The 20,172-nt window shown below is 62.4% G+C and carries 20 protein-coding genes; 9 read left to right on the forward strand and 11 right to left on the reverse strand.

Translation table 11 applies throughout. The features are described 5' to 3' along the window. The first annotated feature begins 8 nt into the window (after positions 1-8). From AC3D25_RS08950 to AC3D25_RS08970, 5 genes are all read left to right on the forward strand, one after another. Positions 9-905, forward strand: coding sequence for a polysaccharide deacetylase family protein (locus AC3D25_RS08950; protein WP_488888059.1), 897 nt, complete (start codon positions 9-11; stop codon positions 903-905). Positions 906-1,001: 96 nt separating this feature from the next. After that, positions 1,002-1,463: a peroxiredoxin gene (locus tag AC3D25_RS08955; RefSeq protein ID WP_488888060.1), complete on the forward strand. Its 462-nt coding sequence runs from the start codon at positions 1,002-1,004 to the stop codon at positions 1,461-1,463. Positions 1,464-1,845: 382 nt separating this feature from the next. Continuing rightward, entirely contained in the window at positions 1,846-3,732 is a 1,887-nt protein-coding gene (locus tag AC3D25_RS08960) for a PhoH family protein (protein WP_488888061.1), read from the forward strand. Positions 3,733-3,930: 198 nt separating this feature from the next. Continuing rightward, positions 3,931-4,908: a C40 family peptidase gene (locus AC3D25_RS08965; protein ID WP_488888062.1), complete on the forward strand. Its 978-nt coding sequence runs from the start codon at positions 3,931-3,933 to the stop codon at positions 4,906-4,908. Between the two features lie 72 nt (positions 4,909-4,980). Further along, positions 4,981-5,787 carry an SDR family oxidoreductase gene (locus tag AC3D25_RS08970; protein WP_488888063.1) on the forward strand — a complete coding sequence of 269 codons (807 nt, stop codon included), beginning with the start codon at positions 4,981-4,983 and terminating at the stop codon, positions 5,785-5,787. A gap of 24 nt (positions 5,788-5,811) precedes the next feature. Here AC3D25_RS08970 and AC3D25_RS08975 read toward each other — a convergent pair whose 3' ends face one another. The 8 genes from AC3D25_RS08975 to AC3D25_RS09010 form a co-directional block, all read right to left on the reverse strand. Next, positions 5,812-6,822, reverse strand: coding sequence for an inorganic phosphate transporter (locus tag AC3D25_RS08975; RefSeq protein ID WP_488888064.1), 1,011 nt, complete (start codon positions 6,820-6,822; stop codon positions 5,812-5,814). 148 nt (positions 6,823-6,970) lie between these two features. After that, entirely contained in the window at positions 6,971-7,597 is a 627-nt protein-coding gene (locus tag AC3D25_RS08980) for a DUF47 domain-containing protein (RefSeq protein ID WP_488888065.1), read from the reverse strand. Between the two features lie 150 nt (positions 7,598-7,747). Further along, on the reverse strand, positions 7,748-9,136 hold the full coding sequence (locus AC3D25_RS08985) for a replicative DNA helicase (protein WP_488888066.1): 1,389 nt from the start codon (positions 9,134-9,136) through the stop codon (positions 7,748-7,750). Positions 9,137-9,281: 145 nt separating this feature from the next. Then, a complete protein-coding gene (rplI, locus tag AC3D25_RS08990; RefSeq protein ID WP_488888067.1) occupies positions 9,282-9,737 on the reverse strand; it encodes a 50S ribosomal protein L9 in 456 nt (151 codons plus the stop codon). A 28-nt stretch (positions 9,738-9,765) separates the two neighbouring features. Further along, the gene (gene rpsR, locus AC3D25_RS08995; RefSeq protein ID WP_056353086.1) at positions 9,766-10,041 is read right to left on the reverse strand and encodes a 30S ribosomal protein S18; all 276 of its coding nucleotides are present in this window, start codon (positions 10,039-10,041) and stop codon (positions 9,766-9,768) included. 2 nt (positions 10,042-10,043) lie between these two features. Beyond that, complete coding sequence (gene priB / locus AC3D25_RS09000) at positions 10,044-10,343, reverse strand: primosomal replication protein N (protein WP_488888068.1); 300 nt, start codon at positions 10,341-10,343, stop codon at positions 10,044-10,046. A gap of 34 nt (positions 10,344-10,377) precedes the next feature. Continuing rightward, on the reverse strand, positions 10,378-10,749 hold the full coding sequence (gene rpsF, locus AC3D25_RS09005; RefSeq protein ID WP_488888069.1) for a 30S ribosomal protein S6: 372 nt from the start codon (positions 10,747-10,749) through the stop codon (positions 10,378-10,380). A 202-nt stretch (positions 10,750-10,951) separates the two neighbouring features. After that, positions 10,952-11,863, reverse strand: coding sequence for a substrate binding domain-containing protein (locus tag AC3D25_RS09010; RefSeq protein WP_488888070.1), 912 nt, complete (start codon positions 11,861-11,863; stop codon positions 10,952-10,954). A gap of 155 nt (positions 11,864-12,018) precedes the next feature. On the opposite strand from AC3D25_RS09010, the gene gcl reads away from it, so the two are divergent. The 4 genes from gcl to lysM all read left to right on the forward strand — a co-directional run bounded on the left by gcl (position 12,019) and on the right by lysM (position 16,458). After that, the gene (gene gcl, locus AC3D25_RS09015) at positions 12,019-13,803 is read left to right on the forward strand and encodes a glyoxylate carboligase (RefSeq protein WP_488888071.1); all 1,785 of its coding nucleotides are present in this window, start codon (positions 12,019-12,021) and stop codon (positions 13,801-13,803) included. Between the two features lie 51 nt (positions 13,804-13,854). Next, on the forward strand, positions 13,855-14,667 hold the full coding sequence (gene hyi, locus AC3D25_RS09020; protein ID WP_488888072.1) for a hydroxypyruvate isomerase: 813 nt from the start codon (positions 13,855-13,857) through the stop codon (positions 14,665-14,667). 41 nt (positions 14,668-14,708) lie between these two features. After that, positions 14,709-15,617 carry a 2-hydroxy-3-oxopropionate reductase gene (locus tag AC3D25_RS09025; protein ID WP_488888073.1) on the forward strand — a complete coding sequence of 303 codons (909 nt, stop codon included), beginning with the start codon at positions 14,709-14,711 and terminating at the stop codon, positions 15,615-15,617. 352 nt (positions 15,618-15,969) lie between these two features. Then, positions 15,970-16,458, forward strand: coding sequence for a peptidoglycan-binding protein LysM (gene lysM / locus AC3D25_RS09030; RefSeq protein ID WP_488888074.1), 489 nt, complete (start codon positions 15,970-15,972; stop codon positions 16,456-16,458). Between the two features lie 49 nt (positions 16,459-16,507). Here the strand turns inward: lysM and AC3D25_RS09035 are convergent, their stop codons facing one another. From AC3D25_RS09035 to AC3D25_RS09045, 3 genes are read right to left on the reverse strand one after another with little or no spacing between them, the layout of a single operon-like run. Further along, positions 16,508-17,515 (reverse strand): asparaginase, encoded by a 1,008-nt coding sequence (locus tag AC3D25_RS09035; protein ID WP_488888075.1) that lies wholly within the window; start codon positions 17,513-17,515, stop codon positions 16,508-16,510. 49 nt (positions 17,516-17,564) lie between these two features. Further along, positions 17,565-18,491: a CysB family HTH-type transcriptional regulator gene (locus tag AC3D25_RS09040; RefSeq protein WP_488888076.1), complete on the reverse strand. Its 927-nt coding sequence runs from the start codon at positions 18,489-18,491 to the stop codon at positions 17,565-17,567. Between the two features lie 33 nt (positions 18,492-18,524). Next, positions 18,525-19,598 carry a sulfate/molybdate ABC transporter ATP-binding protein gene (locus AC3D25_RS09045; RefSeq protein WP_488888077.1) on the reverse strand — a complete coding sequence of 358 codons (1,074 nt, stop codon included), beginning with the start codon at positions 19,596-19,598 and terminating at the stop codon, positions 18,525-18,527. Positions 19,599-20,172 lie beyond the last annotated feature (574 nt).

A 20,172-nucleotide genomic window follows, 5' to 3' on the forward strand; every position in this document is an offset into this window, starting at 1 on the left:
GACCCAGCGTGGCTCGCATTGTCCTGAAAATCGACGTCGATACGCTGCGCGGCACGCGTGAAGGCGTGCCGAACCTGGCGCGCCTGCTCGACAAATTCGGCGCGCGCGCCACGTTTTTGTTCAGCCTCGGGCCGGATCACACCGGCTGGGCGCTGCGCCGCGTGTTCCGGCCCGGCTTTCTGAAGAAAGTGTCGCGCACGTCGGTCGTCGAACATTACGGCGTGAAGACGCTGATGTACGGCGTGCTGCTGCCCGGTCCGGATATCGGACGCAACGCAATGGCCGAGATGCGCGCGATCCACGAGAGCGGCTTCGAATGCGGCATCCATACGTGGGATCACGTGTATTGGCAGGACAACGTGCGCGCACGCGACCGCGCGTGGACCGCGAGTCAGATGGAACGGAGCCATGCGCGGTTTATCGAAATTTTCGGCGCGCCGCCGGTCACGCACGGCGCAGCCGGCTGGCAGATGAACGGCTTCGCGTTCGAGCAGATCGACGCGTGGGGCATGCGCTACGCATCCGACGGACGCGGCCACGCGCCCTACATTCCGGTGCTCGACGGCCGCACGCTCAACCACGTCCAGATGCCCACCACGCTGCCGACGCTCGACGAAGTGCTGGGTGTCGATGGCGTCGATGTGAGCAACGTGGCGGCGCACATGCTGCGTCACACCGAAAACAATCCGCACGATCAGGTGTTCACGCTGCACGCCGAACTGGAAGGCCAGAAGCTCGCGCCGGTATTCGAGCAACTGCTGGACGGCTGGCGCGCGCAGGGCCACACGTTCGCCACGATGGGCGACTATCATGCGGCGCTGGACCGCTCGACGCTGCCCACGTACCCTGTGACGTGGGGCGAAATCCCCGGCCGGGCGGGCGAACTGATCGTCCAGCCTGGCTGACGAGTTTCCCGCTCAACAGGCCATTCGAACACCTCAGGCGAGCGCACTTCGCTCGCCGTCCCCGCAGCATCCCCAGGAACACCAGGAGAAAACTTCGTGCCGATCGCCGTCGACCAGAGCGTCCCCGACTTCACCGCGCCCGCAACCGGCGGCGAGTTCTCGCTCGCCAGCCTGCGCGGCAAGAAGGTCGTGCTCTTTTTCTATCCGAAGGACAACACGCCCGGCTGCACGACGGAAAGCCTGCAGTTTCGCGACCTGTATCCGCAGTTTCAGGCGGCAGGCGCGGAAGTCGTCGGCATTTCGCGCGACAGCGTGAAATCGCACGACAACTTCAAGGCGAAACTCGAATTGCCGTACACGCTCGTGTCCGACGCCGACGAAGCCATCTGCTCGCTCTTCGGCGTCATCAAAATGAAGAAAATGTACGGTAAAGAAGTACGCGGAATCGAACGTTCCACCTTCCTTCTCGACGCCGACGGCGTACTCCGGCGCGAGTTTCGCGGGATCAAGGTACCGGGTCATGTAGAAGCAATTGTGGAGGCTGTACAAGCGCTTTGAGGCACGCTATATTGGTTTGCAATGAGCGCCTGCCTACCCCACTCTTCTTTCCGTAGCGCCAATCACCACGCGGCTTTCCGCGCGGTCGGCGGGGATTCAAGCTACGCAGAAACGGCCCAAGCCGCGCGTTTGAGAATCGATGTCGAGCCGCTGGTTCCGCACTCCGGAACAGCGGCTTTTTCACTTGTGTCGCGCGCCCGCCACGCAACGGGCGCACACTTCGCGACATATCCGCAGGACGCAACTTCCAAGGAGCCGATCGAAACTTAGGCGAACCGGCGTTTTCGAAACCGAAGCGCGTCGCCGGGCGCAAACTGCATGTGACAAGCAGGATGCGACAGGCGGCGCACGATATGACGCACCGTTCCTTTCGAGGGAAACCATGCCTTTGCCTACCGCACCCGCCAAGCTCGGCAACCTCCTGCCGTCTGAAGAATACAAAGCCAAAGCCCGGCCTGCGAAATCGTCGAAAAAGCAGCCGAGCGAGAGCGATCCGCTCGACACCGCCGATTTCGGCGCTGCATCCGCTACCGACGACACCGTCGGCCAGGCGCGTCCCGCCGCGGCTAATACCGCGCACACGCTGCGCGCGATCGCGAGCGAAACCATCGCGCATGCCGCGCAGAATGCCGCGAGCGAAGCAGAATCGGCCGCGCCCGCCGCGCGCAACCGCCGGTCGAAACAAACCGCCGCGTTGTTGCAGCCCGCCGCGCCCGCGCGCGCCGATCTGGAAGACGCCGTGAGCGCGCCGCCCGCCGTCGCCCGCGAAACGCGCGCCCCGAAGAGCGAAGCGCCGGCCGCGCCCGCCGCGCCCGCCGTCGCGCAGCAAACCCGTCAGCAGCCGAAACGCCGCAAGGGCGGCCAGCCGGAAGCGGAGATCGGCAAGCTGTTCGTGCTCGATACCAACGTGCTGATGCACGATCCGAGTTCGCTGTTCCGTTTCGAGGAACACGACGTCTATCTGCCGATGATGACGCTCGAAGAACTCGACAATCACAAGAAGGGCATGTCGGAAGTGGCGCGCAATGCGCGTCAGGTGAGCCGCACGCTCGACGCGCTGGTCGCGCACGTCGGCGAAATGTCGGCGGGCCTGCCGCTGTCGGCGCTCGGCAACCGCGATGCCACCGGCCGTCTTTATTTCCAGACCACGCTCACCGATATCGAGCCGGTCGAAGGGCTGCCCGTCGGTAAGGCGGACAACCAGATTCTCGGCGTCGTGCGCGCGTTGCAGAAAGAGCGCACGGACCGCCAGGTCGTGCTGGTGTCGAAGGACATCAACATGCGCATCAAGGCGCATGCGCTCAATCTGCCGGCCGAGGATTATTTCAACGATCAGGTTCTCGAAGACAAGGATCTGCTCTATTCCGGCGTGCGCGCCCTGCCCGCGGACTTCTGGACGAAGCATGCGAAAGGCATGGAGAGCTGGCAGGACACCAAGACCGGCACGACGTATTACCGCGTGACGGGTCCGCAGTGCGCGTCGATGCTGGTCAACGAGTTCGTCTATTTCGAGCCGCAGAACGGCGAGCCGTCGTTCTACGCGATCGTCCGCGAACTGAACGGCAAGACGGCGCTGCTGCAGACGCTGCGCGACTACAGCCACCACAAGAACAATGTGTGGGGCATCACGTCGCGCAATCGCGAGCAGAATTTCGCGTTGAACCTGCTGATGAACCCGGACGTCGATTTCGTCACGCTGCTCGGTCAGGCCGGCACCGGCAAAACGCTGATGGCGCTCGCCGCCGGCCTCGCGCAAGTGCTGGACGACAAGCGCTACAACGAAATCATCGTGACGCGCGCGACGGTTCCGGTCGGCGAGGACATCGGTTTCCTGCCGGGCACCGAGGAAGAGAAAATGCAGCCGTGGATGGGTGCATTCGACGACAACCTCGAAGTCCTCCAGAAAACCGACGACGCCGCCGGCGAATGGGGCCGCGCGGCGACGCAGGAACTGATCCGCTCGCGTCTCAAGGTGAAAAGCATGAACTTCATGCGCGGCCGGACGTTCGTGGACAAATACGTGATCATCGACGAAGCGCAGAATCTGACGCCAAAGCAAATGAAAACGCTCGTCACGCGCGCCGGTCCGGGCACGAAGATCATCTGCCTCGGCAATATCGCGCAGATCGACACGCCGTATCTGACCGAAGGCAGTTCCGGCCTCACGTACGTGGTGGACCGCTTCAAGGGCTGGACGCACAGCGGACACGTCACGCTCGCGCGCGGCGAACGTTCGCGTCTTGCCGATTACGCATCGGATATTCTCTAGGCCGCACTTTAACCGGCTGTTTGAAAGCCTCGCGGACGTGGTCCGCGAGGCTTTTTTCATTTGTGGCCGTTTCGGACAGGCCACACTTACGCGCGTTTCTTCAAGTAAGTTATCAAGATCGCTTGCCGCAGGCCTGTCGCGCGGGCTAGTATCGCGAAATCATCCCCGCTTGGGCGTCTCGTCGCGCGCCCGTCGTCCATGCGCCGAATCTGGTCCCTGCTCCTCGTTACTCTTCTGCTCGCCGCGTGTTCGAGCGCGCCGCAGAAGCTGTCGCGTGCGTCGGCCACGGCGTCGAGCGGATCGACTCGCACGTTTGAAAAACCCGCCGGATTCCCCAACTTCGTCGATCACAGCGTCGGCCGCGAGGAAATCTCCATCCAGGCGATGTCGCTCGTCGGCGTGCCGTATCGATGGGGCGGGAACACGCCCGAGGCCGGTTTCGATTGCAGCGGGCTTGTCCGCTACGTCGTGGATCGTGCGGCGTCCGTGAATCTGCCGCGCACGACCGCCGACATGAGCTCGCGCGGCGAGGCGATCGAGCCGGACGGTGTCGCGCCCGGCGACCTGATCTTCTTCAACACGACCGGCCGCGCGCATTCGCACGTCGGCATTTATGTCGGGAAACTGCGCTTCGTGAACGCGCCTTCCACGGGCGGCACGGTACGGCTCGACTATCTGACGAACCCCTATTGGGCCAAGCGTTTCGACGGCATCCGCCGCGTCGCGCCGCCGAAATCCGCGCCGGCACCATTCGATGCACCGACGTATCTCGCATCGCCCGCGCCCGAAGGCGGCCGGGAACCGGTCGCGGCGCCGCGTCCGGTCGAAACTGCGGGCGCGACAGCGACAGCGACAGCAGCCGATCAATTCGAACCGCCGCCGCCGGCGATATCCGCCGCGCAACGTCAGGCGCAGGCAGCGGGCGCAGTCGCGCCGGTTGCTCCAGTCGCGCAAACCACGCCGCCCGACGCTATCGACGCCGCCGCCGATGCGTTCGAACCGCCGCCGCCGACCGCGCGGCTCGCGGCCCAGCAGGCGCGTGCGCTGCAGTCCACGCAACCCGCGCAATCTCAACCGCCCGCGCACGTCATGCGCGCCTCCACCGGCTCGCTCGCCGCGCCACGCCCCGCCGAAACCGACGACGCCATCGCCAAATTCGCTACCGGAAGTTACTGATCGTCGAGTCGCACGGCACGCGCAACGTCTGCTATCGTGTCTCGATATCTCGGCCAGAAAGGAGCGAATCTCATGGATCTCGAACTCGCCGGCAAAGTCGTGCTGATCACGGGCGGCAGCAAAGGCATCGGCTTCGCGTGCGCCCGGGCGTTCGCCGCCGAAGGCGCGAAAGTCGCGATCGTCTCGCGCGATCCCGCGAATCTGGCGCGCGCCCGCGAACAACTCGCGGCGCTCGGCTTCCACGTCCATCTGGCGCGCGCCGACCTGCACGAAGCACACAGCGCCGACGACGTCGTGGAAGAAGCGACAGGCGCGCTCGGTCCGATCGACATTCTTGTGAATAGCGCTGGCGCGGCGAAACGCTACGACCCGGATTCGCTCGATGCCGCCGCGTTCCGCGCCGCGATGGATGCCAAATATTTTCCGTACGTCTACCCGCAGCAAGCCGTACTCAAGCAAATGGCGGCGCGCCGCAAATCCGATCCGGCGGCGGCGCCGGGCACGGTCGTGAATATCATCGGGATGGGCGGGAAGATTGCGAGCGATATTCATATCGCGGGCGGCGCGGCGAACGCGGCGCTGATGCTCGCGACGGTCGGCCTCGCGCATCACTACGCGAAGCTCGGCATCCGCATCAACGCCATCAATCCGGGCGCGACGCTGACCGAGCGCGTCGAGGAAGCGCTCACGCTGGAGGCGAAGCAACAAGGCGTGACGCGCGACGAAGCGCTCGCGGGCGGGCAATCGAAAGTGCCGCTCGGACGCTATGCAAAACCGGAGGAGATCGCCGACGTCGCGCTGTTTCTGGCGAGCCGGCGGGCAAGTTACGTGTCGGGCGCAATCATCCCGATGGACGGCGTCTCGGCGCCGGTCATCTGAACGACGCTCGGCGTCCGGCGTTCACTACAGGAATTTGTGGCCGAACCACCAGCCGGCGGCGGACAGGGCCGCCGACGCGGGAATGGTGAAAATCCACGCCCACACGATATTGCCGGCCACGCCCCAGCGCACCGCGCTGAATTTCTGAGTCGCGCCGACACCGACGATCGCGCCGGTGATCGTGTGCGTCGTGGAAACCGGGATACCCAGAAACGACGCGATAAAGAGCGTGATCGCCCCGCCCGTTTCAGCGCAAAAACCGCCGACCGGCTTCAGCTTCGTGATTTTCTGGCCCATCGTACGCACGATGCGCCAGCCGCCGAACAGCGTGCCGAGACCCATCGACAGATAACAGCCACCGATCACCCAGACCGGCGGTGCATCGGCGGCGGCCGACGCGTAGCCGGTCGCGATCAGCAGCATCCAGATAATGCCGATGGTTTTTTGCGCGTCGTTACCGCCGTGTCCCAGGCTATAAAGCCCGGCCGATACCAATTGCAGACGCCTGAAACGCCGGTCCACTTTCGACGGCGGCGTGCGGAAATACATCCACGACACCAGCAGCATGAAGAACGAGCCGAGCACGAACCCGAGCACCGGCGAGATGAAAATGAACGCGACGGTTTTCAGCAGGCCGTCGGCGTTGAGCGCGCCCCAGCCCGACTTGGCGAGCGCTGCGCCCATCAGCCCGCCGATCAGCGCGTGCGACGAACTCGACGGAATGCCGTAGTGCCACGTCACGATATTCCAGCCGATTGCACCGACGAGCGCGCCGAAAATGACGTAGTGATCGACGATATTCGGGTCGATCGTGCCCTTGCCGACCATCGCGGCGACTTTCAGGTGGAAGATGAAATACGCGATCACGTTGAAGGCGGCCGCGAAGGCGACGGCTTGCTGCGGCTTCAGCACGCCGGTCGAGACGACGGTTGCGATCGAATTGGCGGCGTCGTGAAAGCCGTTCATGAAGTCGAACACGAGTGCGACCAGAACGAGCGTGACGACCGCCCAAAGAGCGAGTTGAATCGAATGCATCGGTTATTAGTATCGAACCAGAAATTGAGCCGGATATGGGTCAGATATGTGAGCCGGACATTCGACCCAACGATGGGCCGAAAAACGGGCCCGAGAGACGGCCAGCGCTTCAGCCGAAAGAGTCACGCAGCGACAGCGACAGGCCTTCTCAGGCGTTTTCCAGCACGATGCCTTCGATGATGTTCGCCACGTCTTCGCACTTGTCCGTGATCGTTTCGAGCAATTCGTAGATCGCTTTGAGTTTGATCAGCGTCTTGACGTCGTCTTCTTCGCGGAAAAGTTTCGACATGGCCGAGCGCAAAACACGGTCGGCGTCCGATTCCAGACGATCGATCTCCTCGCAGATCTTCAGGATTTCGCTCGCGCGCTTCATGTCGGCGAGCAGCGCGACCGCTTGCTGCACGCGCTCGGACGTCGCCGTGCAGATGTGCGCGAGCTGGCTGGCTTCCGAGGTCACATGACGCACGTCGTAGAGCGAAATGGCCGTGGCAACGTCTTCCATCAGGTCGAGGATGTCGTCCATCGTCGTGATGAGCTTGTGGATTTCGTCGCGATCGAGCGGCGTGATGAACGTCTTGTGCAACAGGTCGATGGTTTCGTGCGTGAGCTTGTCCGCGCGCTTTTCGTTGGTCTGGACGTTCTGCTTATGAATCTCGGCGTCTTCCAGATTGTCGATCAGCAGCTCGAGTTCGCGGCTCGCCTCGACAATGCATTTCGCGTGCGCGTTGAAGATTTCGAAGAATTTGCCCTCAGTGGGCATGAATCGACCGAACATGAAATTCCCGGAAAATGGGTCAATATGGGGCTGACATCAAACTGCCACATTGTACCTTTGCGAGACGGCGATAGCGGAACCGCCGCCGCTGCGATGTTGCAAGATAACCGCAAGATAGCGCAAAAATGACCGACGACTCCCGCGGCAAATTTACTCGCCGTAGAAGTTCTGCGCGCCCGCGAAGTTATCGAATTTAGTGAACTGACCGTGGAAAGTCAGCCGCACCGGACCGATCGGACCATTACGCTGCTTGCCGATGATGATCTCGGCCGTGCCCTTGTCGGGACTATCCGGGTTGTAGACTTCATCGCGATAAATGAACAGGATCACGTCCGCGTCCTGTTCGATAGCGCCGGATTCGCGCAAATCCGACATGATCGGCCGCTTGTTCGGGCGCTGTTCGAGGCCGCGATTCAACTGCGAAAGTGCGATCACCGGCACGTCCAGTTCCTTCGCCAGGCTCTTGAGCGAGCGCGAAATTTCCGAGATTTCGGTCGCGCGGTTCTCGCCGGCGCTGCCGGAACCGGACATCAGCTGCAGGTAATCGACGATGATCAACCCGAGCTTGCCGCACTGCCGCGCGAGACGGCGCGAGCGCGAGCGCAGTTCCATCGGATTCAGGCCGCCGGTTTCGTCGATAAAAATCTGCGCCTCGCTCATTTTTTGCACCGCGTGCGTGAGCTTCGGCCAGTCTTCGTCGGTGAGACGCCCGGTCCGCATACGATGCTGGTCGAGCCGGCCGACCGAACCGATCATCCGCATCGTCAACTGCGTGCCCGGCATTTCCATCGAGAACACGGCAACCGGCAGCCCATATTCGACGGCCACGTACTCGCCGATATTCATCGAAAACGCGGTTTTACCCATCGACGGCCGCCCGGCCACGATGATCAATTCGCCGCCGTGCATGCCCGACGTCATGCGGTCGAGGTCGACAAAACCGGTCGGCGTTCCCGTCACGTCGCTCGGATTCGCGGTGTGATACAGCGTGTCGATCCGCTCGACGACCTGCGTCAACAGCGGCCCGATCTCAAGAAAACCCTGCGTACCGCGCGCGCCATCCTCGGCAATCGAGAACACTTTCGCCTCGGCCTCGTCGAGCAACTGGCGCACTTCCTTACCTTGCGGATTAAACGCATCGGCGGAAATTTCGTCAGCAACAGACACCAACCGACGCAAAACGGCACGATCGCGCACGATCTCCGCGTAACGCCGGATATTCGCCGCGCTCGGCGTGTTCTGCGCGAGCGCGTTCAGATACGCGAGCCCGCCGACTTCGTCCGCCTTGCCCGCCGTCGTCATCGACTCGTAGACGGTGATCACGTCGGCCGGACGCGTCGCCGCAATCAGCTTGCCGATATGCTCGTAAATGATGCGATGGTCGTAGCGGTAGAAATCGCGGATCGACATCACATCGGCGATGCGGTCCCACGCGGCATTATCCAGCAGCAGGCCGCCGATGACGGACTGCTCGGCTTCGATGGAATGCGGCGGGACTTTCAGCGCATCCAGTTGCGGATCTTTCGACGGTGCGTTCATGGTGTGGAATTATCGACGAAATGAGGGAGCGCGGCCAATTGGTAAAATTGGGCAAATTACTGGACCCAAGAAAAAAGGCAGGAACCGCTTGCGGTTCCTGCCCTCTTATACGGCTTGCGCGTTGAGCGCCAGGCCAGCTAGACGCTTAAGCGTGTTCGCCGAGCACCGACACTGTCACGTCGACAACCACGTCGGTGTGCAGCGCGATCTGGACAGCGTGATCGCCGACCAGCTTCAACGGGCCTTCCGGCAGACGCACTTGCGCCTTCTCGACTTCGGCCAGACCTTGCTTCTTCAGCGCGTCGGCGATGTCAGCATTCGTCACCGAACCGAACAGACGGCCATCGACGCCGGCCTTTTGCGAGATCTGGACGGTCGCGCCGCTCAGCTTTTCGCCTTGAGCCGTCGCGGCTGCCAGCTTTTCAGCGGCAACCTTTTCGAGTTCGGCGCGGCGGACTTCGAATTCGGCGATTGCGTCCTTCGTTGCACGGCGTGCCTTCTTGCCCGGGATTAGGAAGTTACGTGCGTAACCGTCCTTGACCTTCACGATGTCGCCCAGGTTGCCCAGGTTGACGACTTTTTCCAAAAGAATGATTTGCATTTGGCTTGTTCCTTATTGCGTCGTCTGATTAGGCCTTGTGCAGGTCGGTGTACGGCAGCAGCGCGAGAAAACGCGCGCGCTTGATAGCCGTATCGAGCTGACGTTGGTAATGAGCCTTCGTGCCCGTCAAACGAGCCGGCGTGATCTTGCCGTTTTCGCCGACGAAGTCTTTCAGCGTTTCGGTGTCTTTGTAGTCGATGTAATCGACGTTAGCAGCCGTGAAACGGCAGAACTTCTTGCGCTTGAAGAGCGGGTTTTGTTGCTGACGACGCTTGTCGAATTTCTTACCAGTCGGGCGGGGCATGTTCAGTCCTTTCCAATATCCTGCAATTCTGTGATGTGAAACACCAGGGTTCGCGCGTTTTGGCTCTTCTTCGCCAGAAAGCCGGTGAAGCGTGCTTCCACGCCCATCGGACAGCTTTCCAGCTTGCCGCTCGCCTCACCGGCGGCCACCGCCGGCATCGTCAGTTCGACTTGTCGGGCGATGCCCGCTTCGACGACTTCCGTGCGGTGATGCAACGTGCAACTTGCTATCGGCACGCCGGCGGGTGTGTACCGCACCGGTTCGCGTTCCACGACGCTTGCTGTCAGTTGCAGCCGGTTCATCTAATTCCTGGTGGCTTGACGACTAAAGCCGTCTTTAAGCCTGCGCTTCGGCGGGCTGTGCGGCCGCCTTCTTGGCTTCTTCGCGCTGCACTTCCTTCATCATCGGCGACGGGCCGGTTTCGGCCTTCTTCATCTTGACGATCAGGTGGCGCAGGACTGCGTCGTTGAACTTGAACGCGTGTTCGAGTTCTTCGAGCGTTTCCTGATTGCACTCGATGTTCATGCAGACGTAGTGAGCCTTCGCGAGTTTCTCGATCATGTAGGCCAGCTGACGACGGCCCCAGTCTTCGATACGGTGGATCTGGCCGCCGTGCGTGGCGATCGTGCTCTTGTAACGCTCGATCATGGCGGGCACTTGCTCGCTCTGATCGGGATGCACGATAAATACGATTTCGTAATGACGCATATTCACTCCTTGTGCTGACTTGTGGATTAGAGCCACCCGGGCGTCGGACCGGTGCGGCAAGTGAGAAGCCAAAGATTGTAACCTCGGCTAGCTTCCCGCGCAAGCGCGTCCGGACTTTTCGCGAAGCACTTCCGCTGAATTTTCAATGTGTTAGCGCAAAAATCGGGAAATCGGCGCTGGCGCCGTGCGAATGAAAACGAACTCACGGCGCGCGGCTCCAATAATTCGGTTGCGCGTAGATTTCCCTAAGATAATCAATGAAGTAGCGCACTCGTGCGGGCACGTAGCGCTGCTGTGGATACACCGCGAGGATGTCGTAGTCGGGCAGCGCGAACTCGTCCAGCACGGTTTCCAGCTCGCCCGCGGCCAGCTGCCGCTGGATTTCCCAGGTGGAGCGCCAGCCGAGCCCGAGTCCCTCGGACATCCAGCGATGCAGCAACTCGCCGTCGTTGCAATCCAGATTGCCCGAGACGCGCACCGTCGCCAGCTTGCCGTTGCGCCGGAAATACCAGCCGCGGTTCTGGCCGCCCTGCAAATTGAACGCGAGACAGTTGTGGCGCGGCAGGTCGTCGAGCGATTTCGGGCGGCCGTAGCGCTCGAAATACGCGGGCGTGCCGCACACCACGCGCTGATTGGTCGCGAGTTTCACCGCGACGAAATTCGGATCCACCGCCCCGCCGATCCGGATCGACAGGTCATAGCCCTCGCGCACGAGATCCACGACGCGGTCGGTGAGATTGAACGACATCTGCAATTCGGGTTTATCGGCGATAAACGCCGGCGCGTGCGGCGCGACGTGCATCCGCCCGAACGCGGCGGGCGCCGACACGATCAAATGCCCGTTCACGGCCCGCCGCCCCGCCGCCAGCTCGTTTTCCGCCTGATCCCACTCGCTCAGCAAATGCCGGCAACGATCCAGAAACGCCGCGCCGTCCTCGCTCACGACAAGCCGCCGCGTCGACCGGTACATCAGCTTGACGCCGAGCCGCTTCTCCAGCGCGTCGATCCGCCGCCCGAGAATCACCGGCGACACGCCCTCCTCCAGCGCCGCCGCCGCGAGGCTTCCTGCTTCGGCCACGCGCACAAAGGTTTCTATTTGCTTGAACCGGTCCATCGGCGTCTCCGGGTGCGATGGCCGTTAGCGGCCATTCAATACTTTTTGTTTCGGACAAAACGACTTTCGCTGATCTTATCAAACCTTTAGTGCGGGCCTAAAGTGCCTCTCATGCGGTATCGCTAAACACAGAGACATAAAGGAAGGAGACAGTCATGCCCAAGATGAGAGCCGTCGATGCAGCCGTCCTCGTGCTGGAAAAAGAAGGAATCGACACCGCGTTCGGCGTGCCGGGCGCGGCCATCAACCCGTTCTACTCGGCGCTGCGCAAGGCGGGCAGCATCAGCCACGTGCTCGCGCGCCACGTAGAAGGCGCGTCGCACATGGCCGAAGGTTATACGCGGGCCGCGCCCGGCAATATCGGCGTGTGTATCGGCACGTCGGGCCCGGCCGGCACGGACATGATCACCGGCCTGTATTCGGCCCAGGCGGATTCGATTCCGATTCTCGCCATCACCGGTCAGGCGCCCCGCGCACGGCTTTATAAGGAAGATTTCCAGGCCGTCGATATCGAGTCGATCGCGAAGCCCGTGACCAAGTGGGCCGTGACCGTGCGCGAGCCGGCGCTCGTGCCGCGGGTGTTCCAGCAGGCGTTCCACCTGATGCGCTCGGGCCGCCCGGGCCCGGTGCTGGTCGATTTGCCGATCGACGTGCAGATGGCCGAGATCGAATTCGACATCGACACGTATGAGCCGCTGCCGGTCTACAAGCCGAAAGCGACGCGCAAGCAGATCGAGAAGGCGCTCTCGATGTTGAACGACGCCGAGAGGCCGCTGATCGTCTCTGGTGGCGGCGTGCTGAACGCGGCAGCCGAAGACCTGCTCGTGGAGTTCGCGGAAACGCTCGGCGTGCCCGTGATTCCGACGCTGATGTCGTGGGGCGCGATTCCCGACGATCACCCGCTGATGGCCGGCATGTGCGGCTTGCAGACGTCGCACCGCTACGGCAACGCCACGATGCTCGCGTCCGACTTCGTGCTCGGCATCGGCAATCGCTGGGCGAACCGTCACACCGGCAGCGTCGAGGTGTACACGAAGGGCCGCAAGTTCGTGCACGTCGATATCGAGCCGACGCAGATCGGCCGCGTGTTCGGTCCGGATCTCGGCATCGTGTCGGACGCGAAGTTCGCGCTGGAACTGTTCGTCGAAGTGGCGAAGGAATGGAAGGCCGCGGGCAAGCTCAAGGATCGCAGCGCGTGGGTGGCCGACTGCCAGGAACGCAAGCGCACGATGCACCGCAAGACGCACTTCGACAACGTGCCGATCAAGCCGCAGCGCGTGTACGAAGAGATGAACCAGGTGTTCGGCCGCGATACCACCTACGTGACGACCATCGGTCTGTCGCAAATCGCGGGCGCGCAATTCCTGCACGTGTACAAGGCACGCAACTGGATCAATTGCGGTCAGGCCGGCCCGCTCGGCTGGACGATTCCGGCGGCGCTCGGTGTGCGGGCAGCCGATCCGCAACGGCAGATCGTGGCGCTCTCGGGCGACTACGACTTCCAGTTCATGATCGAGGAACTCGCCGCAGGCGCGCAATTCAAGCTGCCGTATGTGCACGTCGTGGTGAACAACTCGTACCTCGGGCTGATCCGCCAGGCGCAGCGCGGTTTCGAGATGGACTACTGCGTGCAGCTCGCCTTCGACAACATCAACGCGCCCGAACTGGAAGGCTACGGCGTGGATCACGTCGCGGTGGCCGAAGGTCTCGGCTGCAAGGCGATCCGCGTGTTCAAGCCGGAAGACATCAAGCCGGCGCTGCAAAAAGCGCAGTCGATGCTGTCCGAATTCAACGTGCCGGTGATCGTCGAAGTCGTGCTCGAACGCGTGACGAATATCGCGATGGGCACCGAAATCGACGCGATCAACGAGTTCGAACCGCTCGCCGAAAGCCTCGACGACGCGCCGACCGCCGTCACGCCGATGGCGCAGGCAAGCTGAATTTTTTAGCGCTGAATTTTTTAAAAACTGACCGACCATCAGGAAGACAACATGCCGAAATTTGCCGCGAACCTGACCATGCTGTTCAACGAAATCCCGTTCCTCGACCGCTTCGCGGCGGCGGCGGACGCGGGTTTCGAAGCGGTCGAGTTCCTGTTCCCGTATCCGTATTCGACGGCGGACCTGAAATCCCGCCTCGACGACAACAACCTGAAGCTCGTGCTGCACAATTTGCCCGCGGGCAACTGGGAAGCGGGCGAACGCGGGATCGCGTGTCTGCCGGATCGCGTGGCCGAGTTCCGCGAAGGCGTGGGCCGGGCGATCGAGTATGCGAAAGCGCTTGACGTGCCGCAACTCAACTGTCTCGTCGGCATTCCGACGGCCGGCGTGAGCCACGATCAGGCCCGCGCGACGATCATCGAGAATCTCGGCTATGCGGCAAGCGCGTTGAAGAAGGAAGGCATCCGCTTGCTGGTCGAACCGTGCAACAGCTACGACATTCCGGGCTTTGCGCTGAACCGTTCGGCCGAAGGACTCGACGTGATCCGCGCGGTCGGTTCGGACAATCTGTTCCTGCAATACGACATCTATCACATGCAGCGCATGGAAGGCGAACTCGCGGCGACGATCAAGAAAAACCTGCCGCAGATCGCCCACGTGCAACTCGCCGATAACCCCGGCCGCAACGAACCGGGCACCGGCGAGATCAACTACCCGTATCTGTTCGCGCTCCTCGATTCGCTCGGCTACGAGGGCTGGATCGGCTGCGAGTACAAGCCGAAGACCACCACCGGCGAAGGACTCGGCTGGCTTCAGGATGTGGCCGGTCGGCCCGCCTCGAAGACCGCGCGCGCAGCGGCGTAACGCAAAAAACTGCTTAAAACTGGACTGGAGACACGAACACAATGGCAACGATCGGTTTCATCGGCTTGGGCATCATGGGCGCGCACATGGCGCGCAACCTCATCAAGGGCGGCCATAAGCTCGTCGTGAACGGCAAGTTCCCGGTGCCGGACGACCTGCGCGCGCAGACGAGCGTCGTGCCCGACTCGACCGCGGTGGCGCTGACGAGCGACATCATCATCACGATGGTGCCGGATACGCCCGATGTCGCCGCTGTCCTCTTCGCCGACGACGGCGTCGCGAAGGGACTGACGAAGGGCAAGCTCGTGATCGACATGAGCTCGATCGCCCCGCTCGACACGCAGGAGTTCGCCAAGAAGATCAACGCGCTCGGCTGCGATTACCTCGACGCGCCGGTCTCGGGCGGCGAAGTCGGCGCACGCGAAGCGACGCTCACGATCATGGTTGGCGGCCCGCAGCGCTCGTTCGATCTCGCTAAGCCGCTGTTCGATCTGATGGGCAAGAACATTTCGCTGATCGGCGATAACGGCGCGGGTCAGACCTGCAAGGTCGCGAACCAGATCATCGTCGCGCTGAATATCGAAGCCGTTGCCGAAGCGCTGCTGTTCGCCGCACGCTCGGGCGCCGATCCGGAACGCGTTCGGAAGGCGCTGATGGGCGGCTTCGCTTCGTCGCGGATTCTCGAAGTGCACGGCGAACGCATGACGAAGCGCACGTTCAATCCGGGCTTCCGGATCGAACTGCATCAGAAGGATCTGAACCTCGCACTCGACGGCGCGCGCAAGATGGGTCTCGCCCTGCCGCATACGGCGAGCGCGCAGCAACTGTTCAGCGTGTGCGCGGCGAACGGCGGCAAAGCGTGGGATCACTCCGCGATGGTCCGCGCGCTGGAAATCATGTCGAACTACCAGGTCGCCGATGAACCGGGCGAAGCGGCGAAAGCGGCCTGAACCGTGGGGCGCTCCACGCGCGTGCATGCGCGGGGAGCACTGCGCCGCTCTGGGCTGAGGGCGGCGTGTGTGGGGTCCGAGAGCGGCACTCGAGGGCGGCGGGGAAGCCTTGGTCGGTCAGACGGCGTCGTCGAGTGTCCGCGTCGGATTTGTTTCACTTTCCGATATGTCATACAGGTGGGTCCGGTCGTTGCGCTCGGCTTAATTGTCCGGTGGCACTCGGCTGCATCCACTTTTTTGCCGTTTTTCAACTCCGACGGGCCGAAGTCTAGGAACGATCTGATGGCGTGTTCGATCGAATTGCCTAGACTTCGCGAGCCGTACAACCGTGGTTATTTTTGGAGTTGAAACAATGGGTATTCTCAGTTTTATCAAGGATGCAGGCGAAAAGCTGTTCGGTGGTCTTTCGTCCACGGCGCAGGCTGCGCCCGCTGCTCCGGACGCGGCAGCGCTGAACAAAACCGCGAGCGATGCGATCACCGCGTATATCCGCGCGCAAGGCCTTAGCGCGGACAATCTGCAGGTCGCGTATGACGGCGCGTCGCATACGGTCACCGTATCGGGCGCGGCAGCCGATCAGGCCACGAAGGAAAAGATTCTGGTGGCGGCGGGCAACGTGCAGCATGTCGATAAAGTCGACGACCAGTTGACCGTGCCGAATGCCGCGCCGGAATCGCAGTTCCATACGGTCGTGTCGGGCGACAACCTGTGGAAGATCGCCGAGAAGTATTACGGCAACGGCGCGAAAAACGATGTGATCTTCGAGGCGAACAAGCCGATGCTGAAGAGCCCGGACAAGATTTATCCGGGTCAGGTATTGCGGATTCCGGCTGCCGCCTGATTCTTTGAAAGTTGCATAAAAAACGCGAACCTTTGGGTTCGCGTTTTTTTTAGTACGTATCGAATAGCTTTTGCACGGCTGCCGTGTCGCGTATGCCCGCCGACAACGCCAGCATCAGCAGCACGCGCGCCTTATAAGGGTTGAGCGTGCCTGCCGTGACGGTGCCGAGCTTATCGTCCGATGCCGCGCCGTCGCGCATCACGTGGCCCGAGCCGACGCGCGACGCACGCACGACGACAACGCCCGCGCGCACCGCGTCGACTGCCGCCTGTTGAAGTGGCGAATGGATCGAGCCGTTGCCCGTCCCCGCGATCACGATGCCCTGCACGCCCGCCGCGACCAGCGCATCGATCGTGACACGCGACGCCCCCGCGTAACTCGACACGATTTCAACCGGCGCGGCTGCGTCGGGCGCGACGAACGCGCACGTCATCGTATGCGCGCGCGTCACGCTGCGCTGGAATTCGACCTGCCCGTCCTGCACCCAACCGAGCGCGCCCACTTCCGGCGAACGAAACGCATCCACCGCATACGTGCTCGTTTTCGTCACGTCGCGCGCGCTGTGAATCTGGTTGTTGAACGCGACGAGCACGCCCTGCCCGGCCGCCGCCGCGCTCGCCGCGACCGTGACGGCGTTCAGCAGGTTGAGCGGGCCATCGGCGGAGAGCGCGGTGGACGGGCGCATCGCCGCTGTCATCACGACGGGCTTCGCGCTCTTCACGCACAGATGCAGCCAGTAAGCGGTTTCTTCGAGCGTATCCGTGCCGTGCGTGACGACGACGCCGTTCACCGCGTCATCGAGCAGCAGCGTATTGATACGCGCGGCCAGCGCGATCCACAGCGCGGGCGTCATGTCCTTGCTGTCGATGCTCGCGATCTGTTCGGCCTGAATGCGCGCGACATCCGCGAGCGCGGGGACGGCGGCCAGCAGTTGCTCGACGCCGATCACGCCCGCCGTATAACCCGAGGTTTTCGACGCATCGGCGGCAGCGCCGGCGATGGTTCCGCCAGTCGCGAGCACCGCGATACACGGTTTTGAAAGAGATGAAGTAGTCATATCCGCGATTGTAAAACAGCGGACATGACCCGCGCTCGACGCCTCGGAGTCAGGCCGCTTCGCGCAGTTGCGCGGCGATTTCCGCCTCGCCGAGTTGCGGCGCGAACATCTCGATCAACCGGTACGCATACGCGCGCAAGAACGCGCCCTTTCTCAGGCCCACGCGCGTCGTGCTCGCCTCGAACAGGTGCTGCGTGTCGAGCGCGACGAGTTCCGTGTCGCGCTTCGCGTCGTAGGCCATGGCCGCGACGATGCCGATGCCCATGCCGAGTTCCACATAGGTCTTGATCACATCGGCGTCGATGGCGGTCAGCACCACGTCGGGCAGCGCGCCTACTTTTGCAAACGCCTGATCGACGTGCGAGCGGCCGGTGAAGTCGTTGTCGTAGGTGACGATCGGATATTCCGCGATTTCTTCGAGCGTCAGATTCTCGCGGCCAACGAGCGGATGCCCCTTCGGCACGACCACCGTGTGATGCCAGGAATAGCACGGAAACGTGACGATATCCGGATAGCGGTCGAGCGCTTCCGTCGAGATGCCGATATCCGCTTCGCCGTTGATGATCATCTGCGCGATCTGCTGCGGGCTGCCCTGACGCAGCGCGAGATGCACCTTCGGAAACACCTCGGTGAACTGGCGGATCACCTTCGGCAGCGCGTAGCGCGCCTGCGTGTGCGTGGTCGCGACGACGAGATGGCCGTTGTCCTGATCGGCGAACTGGCGCGCGACTCGGCGCAGATTTTCAGCGTCGAGCAACATCCGCTCGATCAGTTGATGCACCTCGCGCCCCGGCTCCGTCAGGCCTGTAAGCCGCTTGCCGCGCCGGATGAAAATATCGACGCCGAGTTCGTCCTCCAGGTCCTTGATCTGCTTCGACACGCCCGATTGCGACGTGTAGAGCACATTGGCGACCTCGGTCAGGTTCATGTTCTGGCGCACTGCTTCGCGCACGAAACGCAATTGCTGGAAGTTCATGTTTGCCTCTCTTTTGATGTGTTCTTCGCGCGTTTATTGCGCCGTCGCCGGGAAGACGCGCAGGCCGCGCGGCACGGCTGTCACGCCGTCGCCGACGTTCAGATTCAGGTTGCGCCACGTTTCGCGGTCGAGTTCGGCTTCGAGCACGCTGCCTTCCGCGCTTTCCAGTTCCACCCTGACCGATCCGCCGAGCGGCACGATGCGCCGCACGCCGACCACGATGCCGTCGCGATGCCCCGTTTCACGCGAATCGCGCGGATACAGCGTCAGATCGTGCGGTCGAACGTAGGCGAGCGCGGGGCCGGCGAACGACGCTTCCACGGCGATGGCCTTGTCCGCGCCGGTCGCGACGAAGCCGTTTGCATCGACATTGCCGCGCAGCCGGTTGGCCGCGCCGAGGAATTCGTAGACGAACGACGTTTGCGGGTGATCGTAGACATCCTGCGGGCTGCCCACTTGCTCGACGTGTCCGCGATTGAGCACGACGATCCGGTCCGCCACTTCCAGCGCTTCTTCCTGATCGTGCGTGACGAAGATGGTCGAAATATGCAGGTCGTCGTGCAGACGCCGCAGCCAGCTGCGCAGTTCCTTGCGGACCTTGGCGTCGAGCGCGCCGAACGGTTCGTCGAGCAACAGCACTTTCGGTTCGACCGCGAGCGCGCGAGCGAGCGCGATACGTTGGCGCTGACCGCCGGACAATTCCGACGGGAAGCGTTGCGCGAGCCAGTCGAGTTGCACGAGTCTGAGTAGTTCGTGGACTTTCTCGCGGATCACCGCTTCGGTCGGACGTTCGCGGCGCGGCTTTACGCGCAGGCCGAAGGCGACGTTTTCGAAGACCGTCATGTGGCGGAACAGCGCGTAGTGCTGGAACACGAAGCCGACTTGACGTTCACGCGCGCCGACGGTCGCCACGTCTTCGCCGTTCAGCACGACCTGGCCCGCGTCGGCGTATTCCAGGCCCGCGATCACGCGTAGCAACGTGGTCTTGCCGCAGCCCGAGGGGCCGAGGAGCGCGACCAGTTCGCCCGAAGGGAAGTCGAGCGACACATTGTCGAGGGCGGTGAAATCGCCGAAGCGCTTTTGCAGATTGCGGACGATGATGCTCATGGGTTTGCCTTTTTTCTCAATCGATGCTTTGCACTGGCGTTTCGTGGGGTGTTTACACCGTCTGATGCGCTCGTGCTTATCTGGAAACTTGTCTTCGTGTACGTCTATTAGCGATGCCCCTGTCCGGGGCGGACCGTTTTGGCTTGCTCGCGCTCTGCTCGTGTTTGCCTGCGCTTCCTGGGAACTTGCTTTCGTGTACGTCTATCAGCTTTGCCCCTGTCCGGGGCGGACCGTTTTGGCTTGCTCGCGCTCTGCTTTTGTTTGCCTGTGCTTCCTGGGAACTTGCTTTCGTGTACGTCTATTAGCGATGCCCCTGTCCGGGGCGGACCGTTTTGGCTTGCTCGCGCTCTGCTCGTGTTTGCCTGTGCTTCCTGGGAACTTGCTTTCGTGTACGTCTATTAGCTCTGCCCCTGTCCGGGGCGGGACTCACTTTCTTTGCTGCTGCAAAGAAAGTAAGCAAAGAAAGCAGCTTATCCGTCTAAGTGTCCACCTCTCATAACCACACGGATAGGCGCGCAAGCTGATTCGGTCGCCACGCACTCACACGTATTGGCACAGCTCCTGTCAGTTCCAT

It is taken from the genome of Caballeronia sp. SL1002 (assembly GCF_057814995.1).

Excerpts from the sequence above, each read along its gene's own strand:
- AC3D25_RS08960 (WP_488888061.1), top strand. The coding sequence starts at position 1,846 with ATGCCTTTGCCTACCGCACCCGCCAAGCTCGGCAACCTCCTGCCGTCT.
- AC3D25_RS08965 (WP_488888062.1), top strand. The coding sequence starts at position 3,931 with ATGCGCCGAATCTGGTCCCTGCTCCTCGTTACTCTTCTGCTCGCCGCG.
- AC3D25_RS08970 (WP_488888063.1), top strand. The coding sequence starts at position 4,981 with ATGGATCTCGAACTCGCCGGCAAAGTCGTGCTGATCACGGGCGGCAGC.
- AC3D25_RS08975 (WP_488888064.1), bottom strand. The coding sequence starts at position 6,822 with ATGCATTCGATTCAACTCGCTCTTTGGGCGGTCGTCACGCTCGTTCTG.
- AC3D25_RS08980 (WP_488888065.1), bottom strand. The coding sequence starts at position 7,597 with ATGTTCGGTCGATTCATGCCCACTGAGGGCAAATTCTTCGAAATCTTC.
- AC3D25_RS08985 (WP_488888066.1), bottom strand. The coding sequence starts at position 9,136 with ATGAACGCACCGTCGAAAGATCCGCAACTGGATGCGCTGAAAGTCCCG.
- rplI (WP_488888067.1), bottom strand. The coding sequence starts at position 9,737 with ATGCAAATCATTCTTTTGGAAAAAGTCGTCAACCTGGGCAACCTGGGC.
- rpsR (WP_056353086.1), bottom strand. The coding sequence starts at position 10,041 with ATGCCCCGCCCGACTGGTAAGAAATTCGACAAGCGTCGTCAGCAACAA.
- priB (WP_488888068.1), bottom strand. The coding sequence starts at position 10,343 with ATGAACCGGCTGCAACTGACAGCAAGCGTCGTGGAACGCGAACCGGTG.
- rpsF (WP_488888069.1), bottom strand. The coding sequence starts at position 10,749 with ATGCGTCATTACGAAATCGTATTTATCGTGCATCCCGATCAGAGCGAG.
- AC3D25_RS09010 (WP_488888070.1), bottom strand. The coding sequence starts at position 11,863 with ATGGACCGGTTCAAGCAAATAGAAACCTTTGTGCGCGTGGCCGAAGCA.
- gcl (WP_488888071.1), top strand. The coding sequence starts at position 12,019 with ATGCCCAAGATGAGAGCCGTCGATGCAGCCGTCCTCGTGCTGGAAAAA.
- hyi (WP_488888072.1), top strand. The coding sequence starts at position 13,855 with ATGCCGAAATTTGCCGCGAACCTGACCATGCTGTTCAACGAAATCCCG.
- AC3D25_RS09025 (WP_488888073.1), top strand. The coding sequence starts at position 14,709 with ATGGCAACGATCGGTTTCATCGGCTTGGGCATCATGGGCGCGCACATG.
- lysM (WP_488888074.1), top strand. The coding sequence starts at position 15,970 with ATGGGTATTCTCAGTTTTATCAAGGATGCAGGCGAAAAGCTGTTCGGT.
- AC3D25_RS09035 (WP_488888075.1), bottom strand. The coding sequence starts at position 17,515 with ATGACTACTTCATCTCTTTCAAAACCGTGTATCGCGGTGCTCGCGACT.
- AC3D25_RS09040 (WP_488888076.1), bottom strand. The coding sequence starts at position 18,491 with ATGAACTTCCAGCAATTGCGTTTCGTGCGCGAAGCAGTGCGCCAGAAC.
- AC3D25_RS09045 (WP_488888077.1), bottom strand. The coding sequence starts at position 19,598 with ATGAGCATCATCGTCCGCAATCTGCAAAAGCGCTTCGGCGATTTCACC.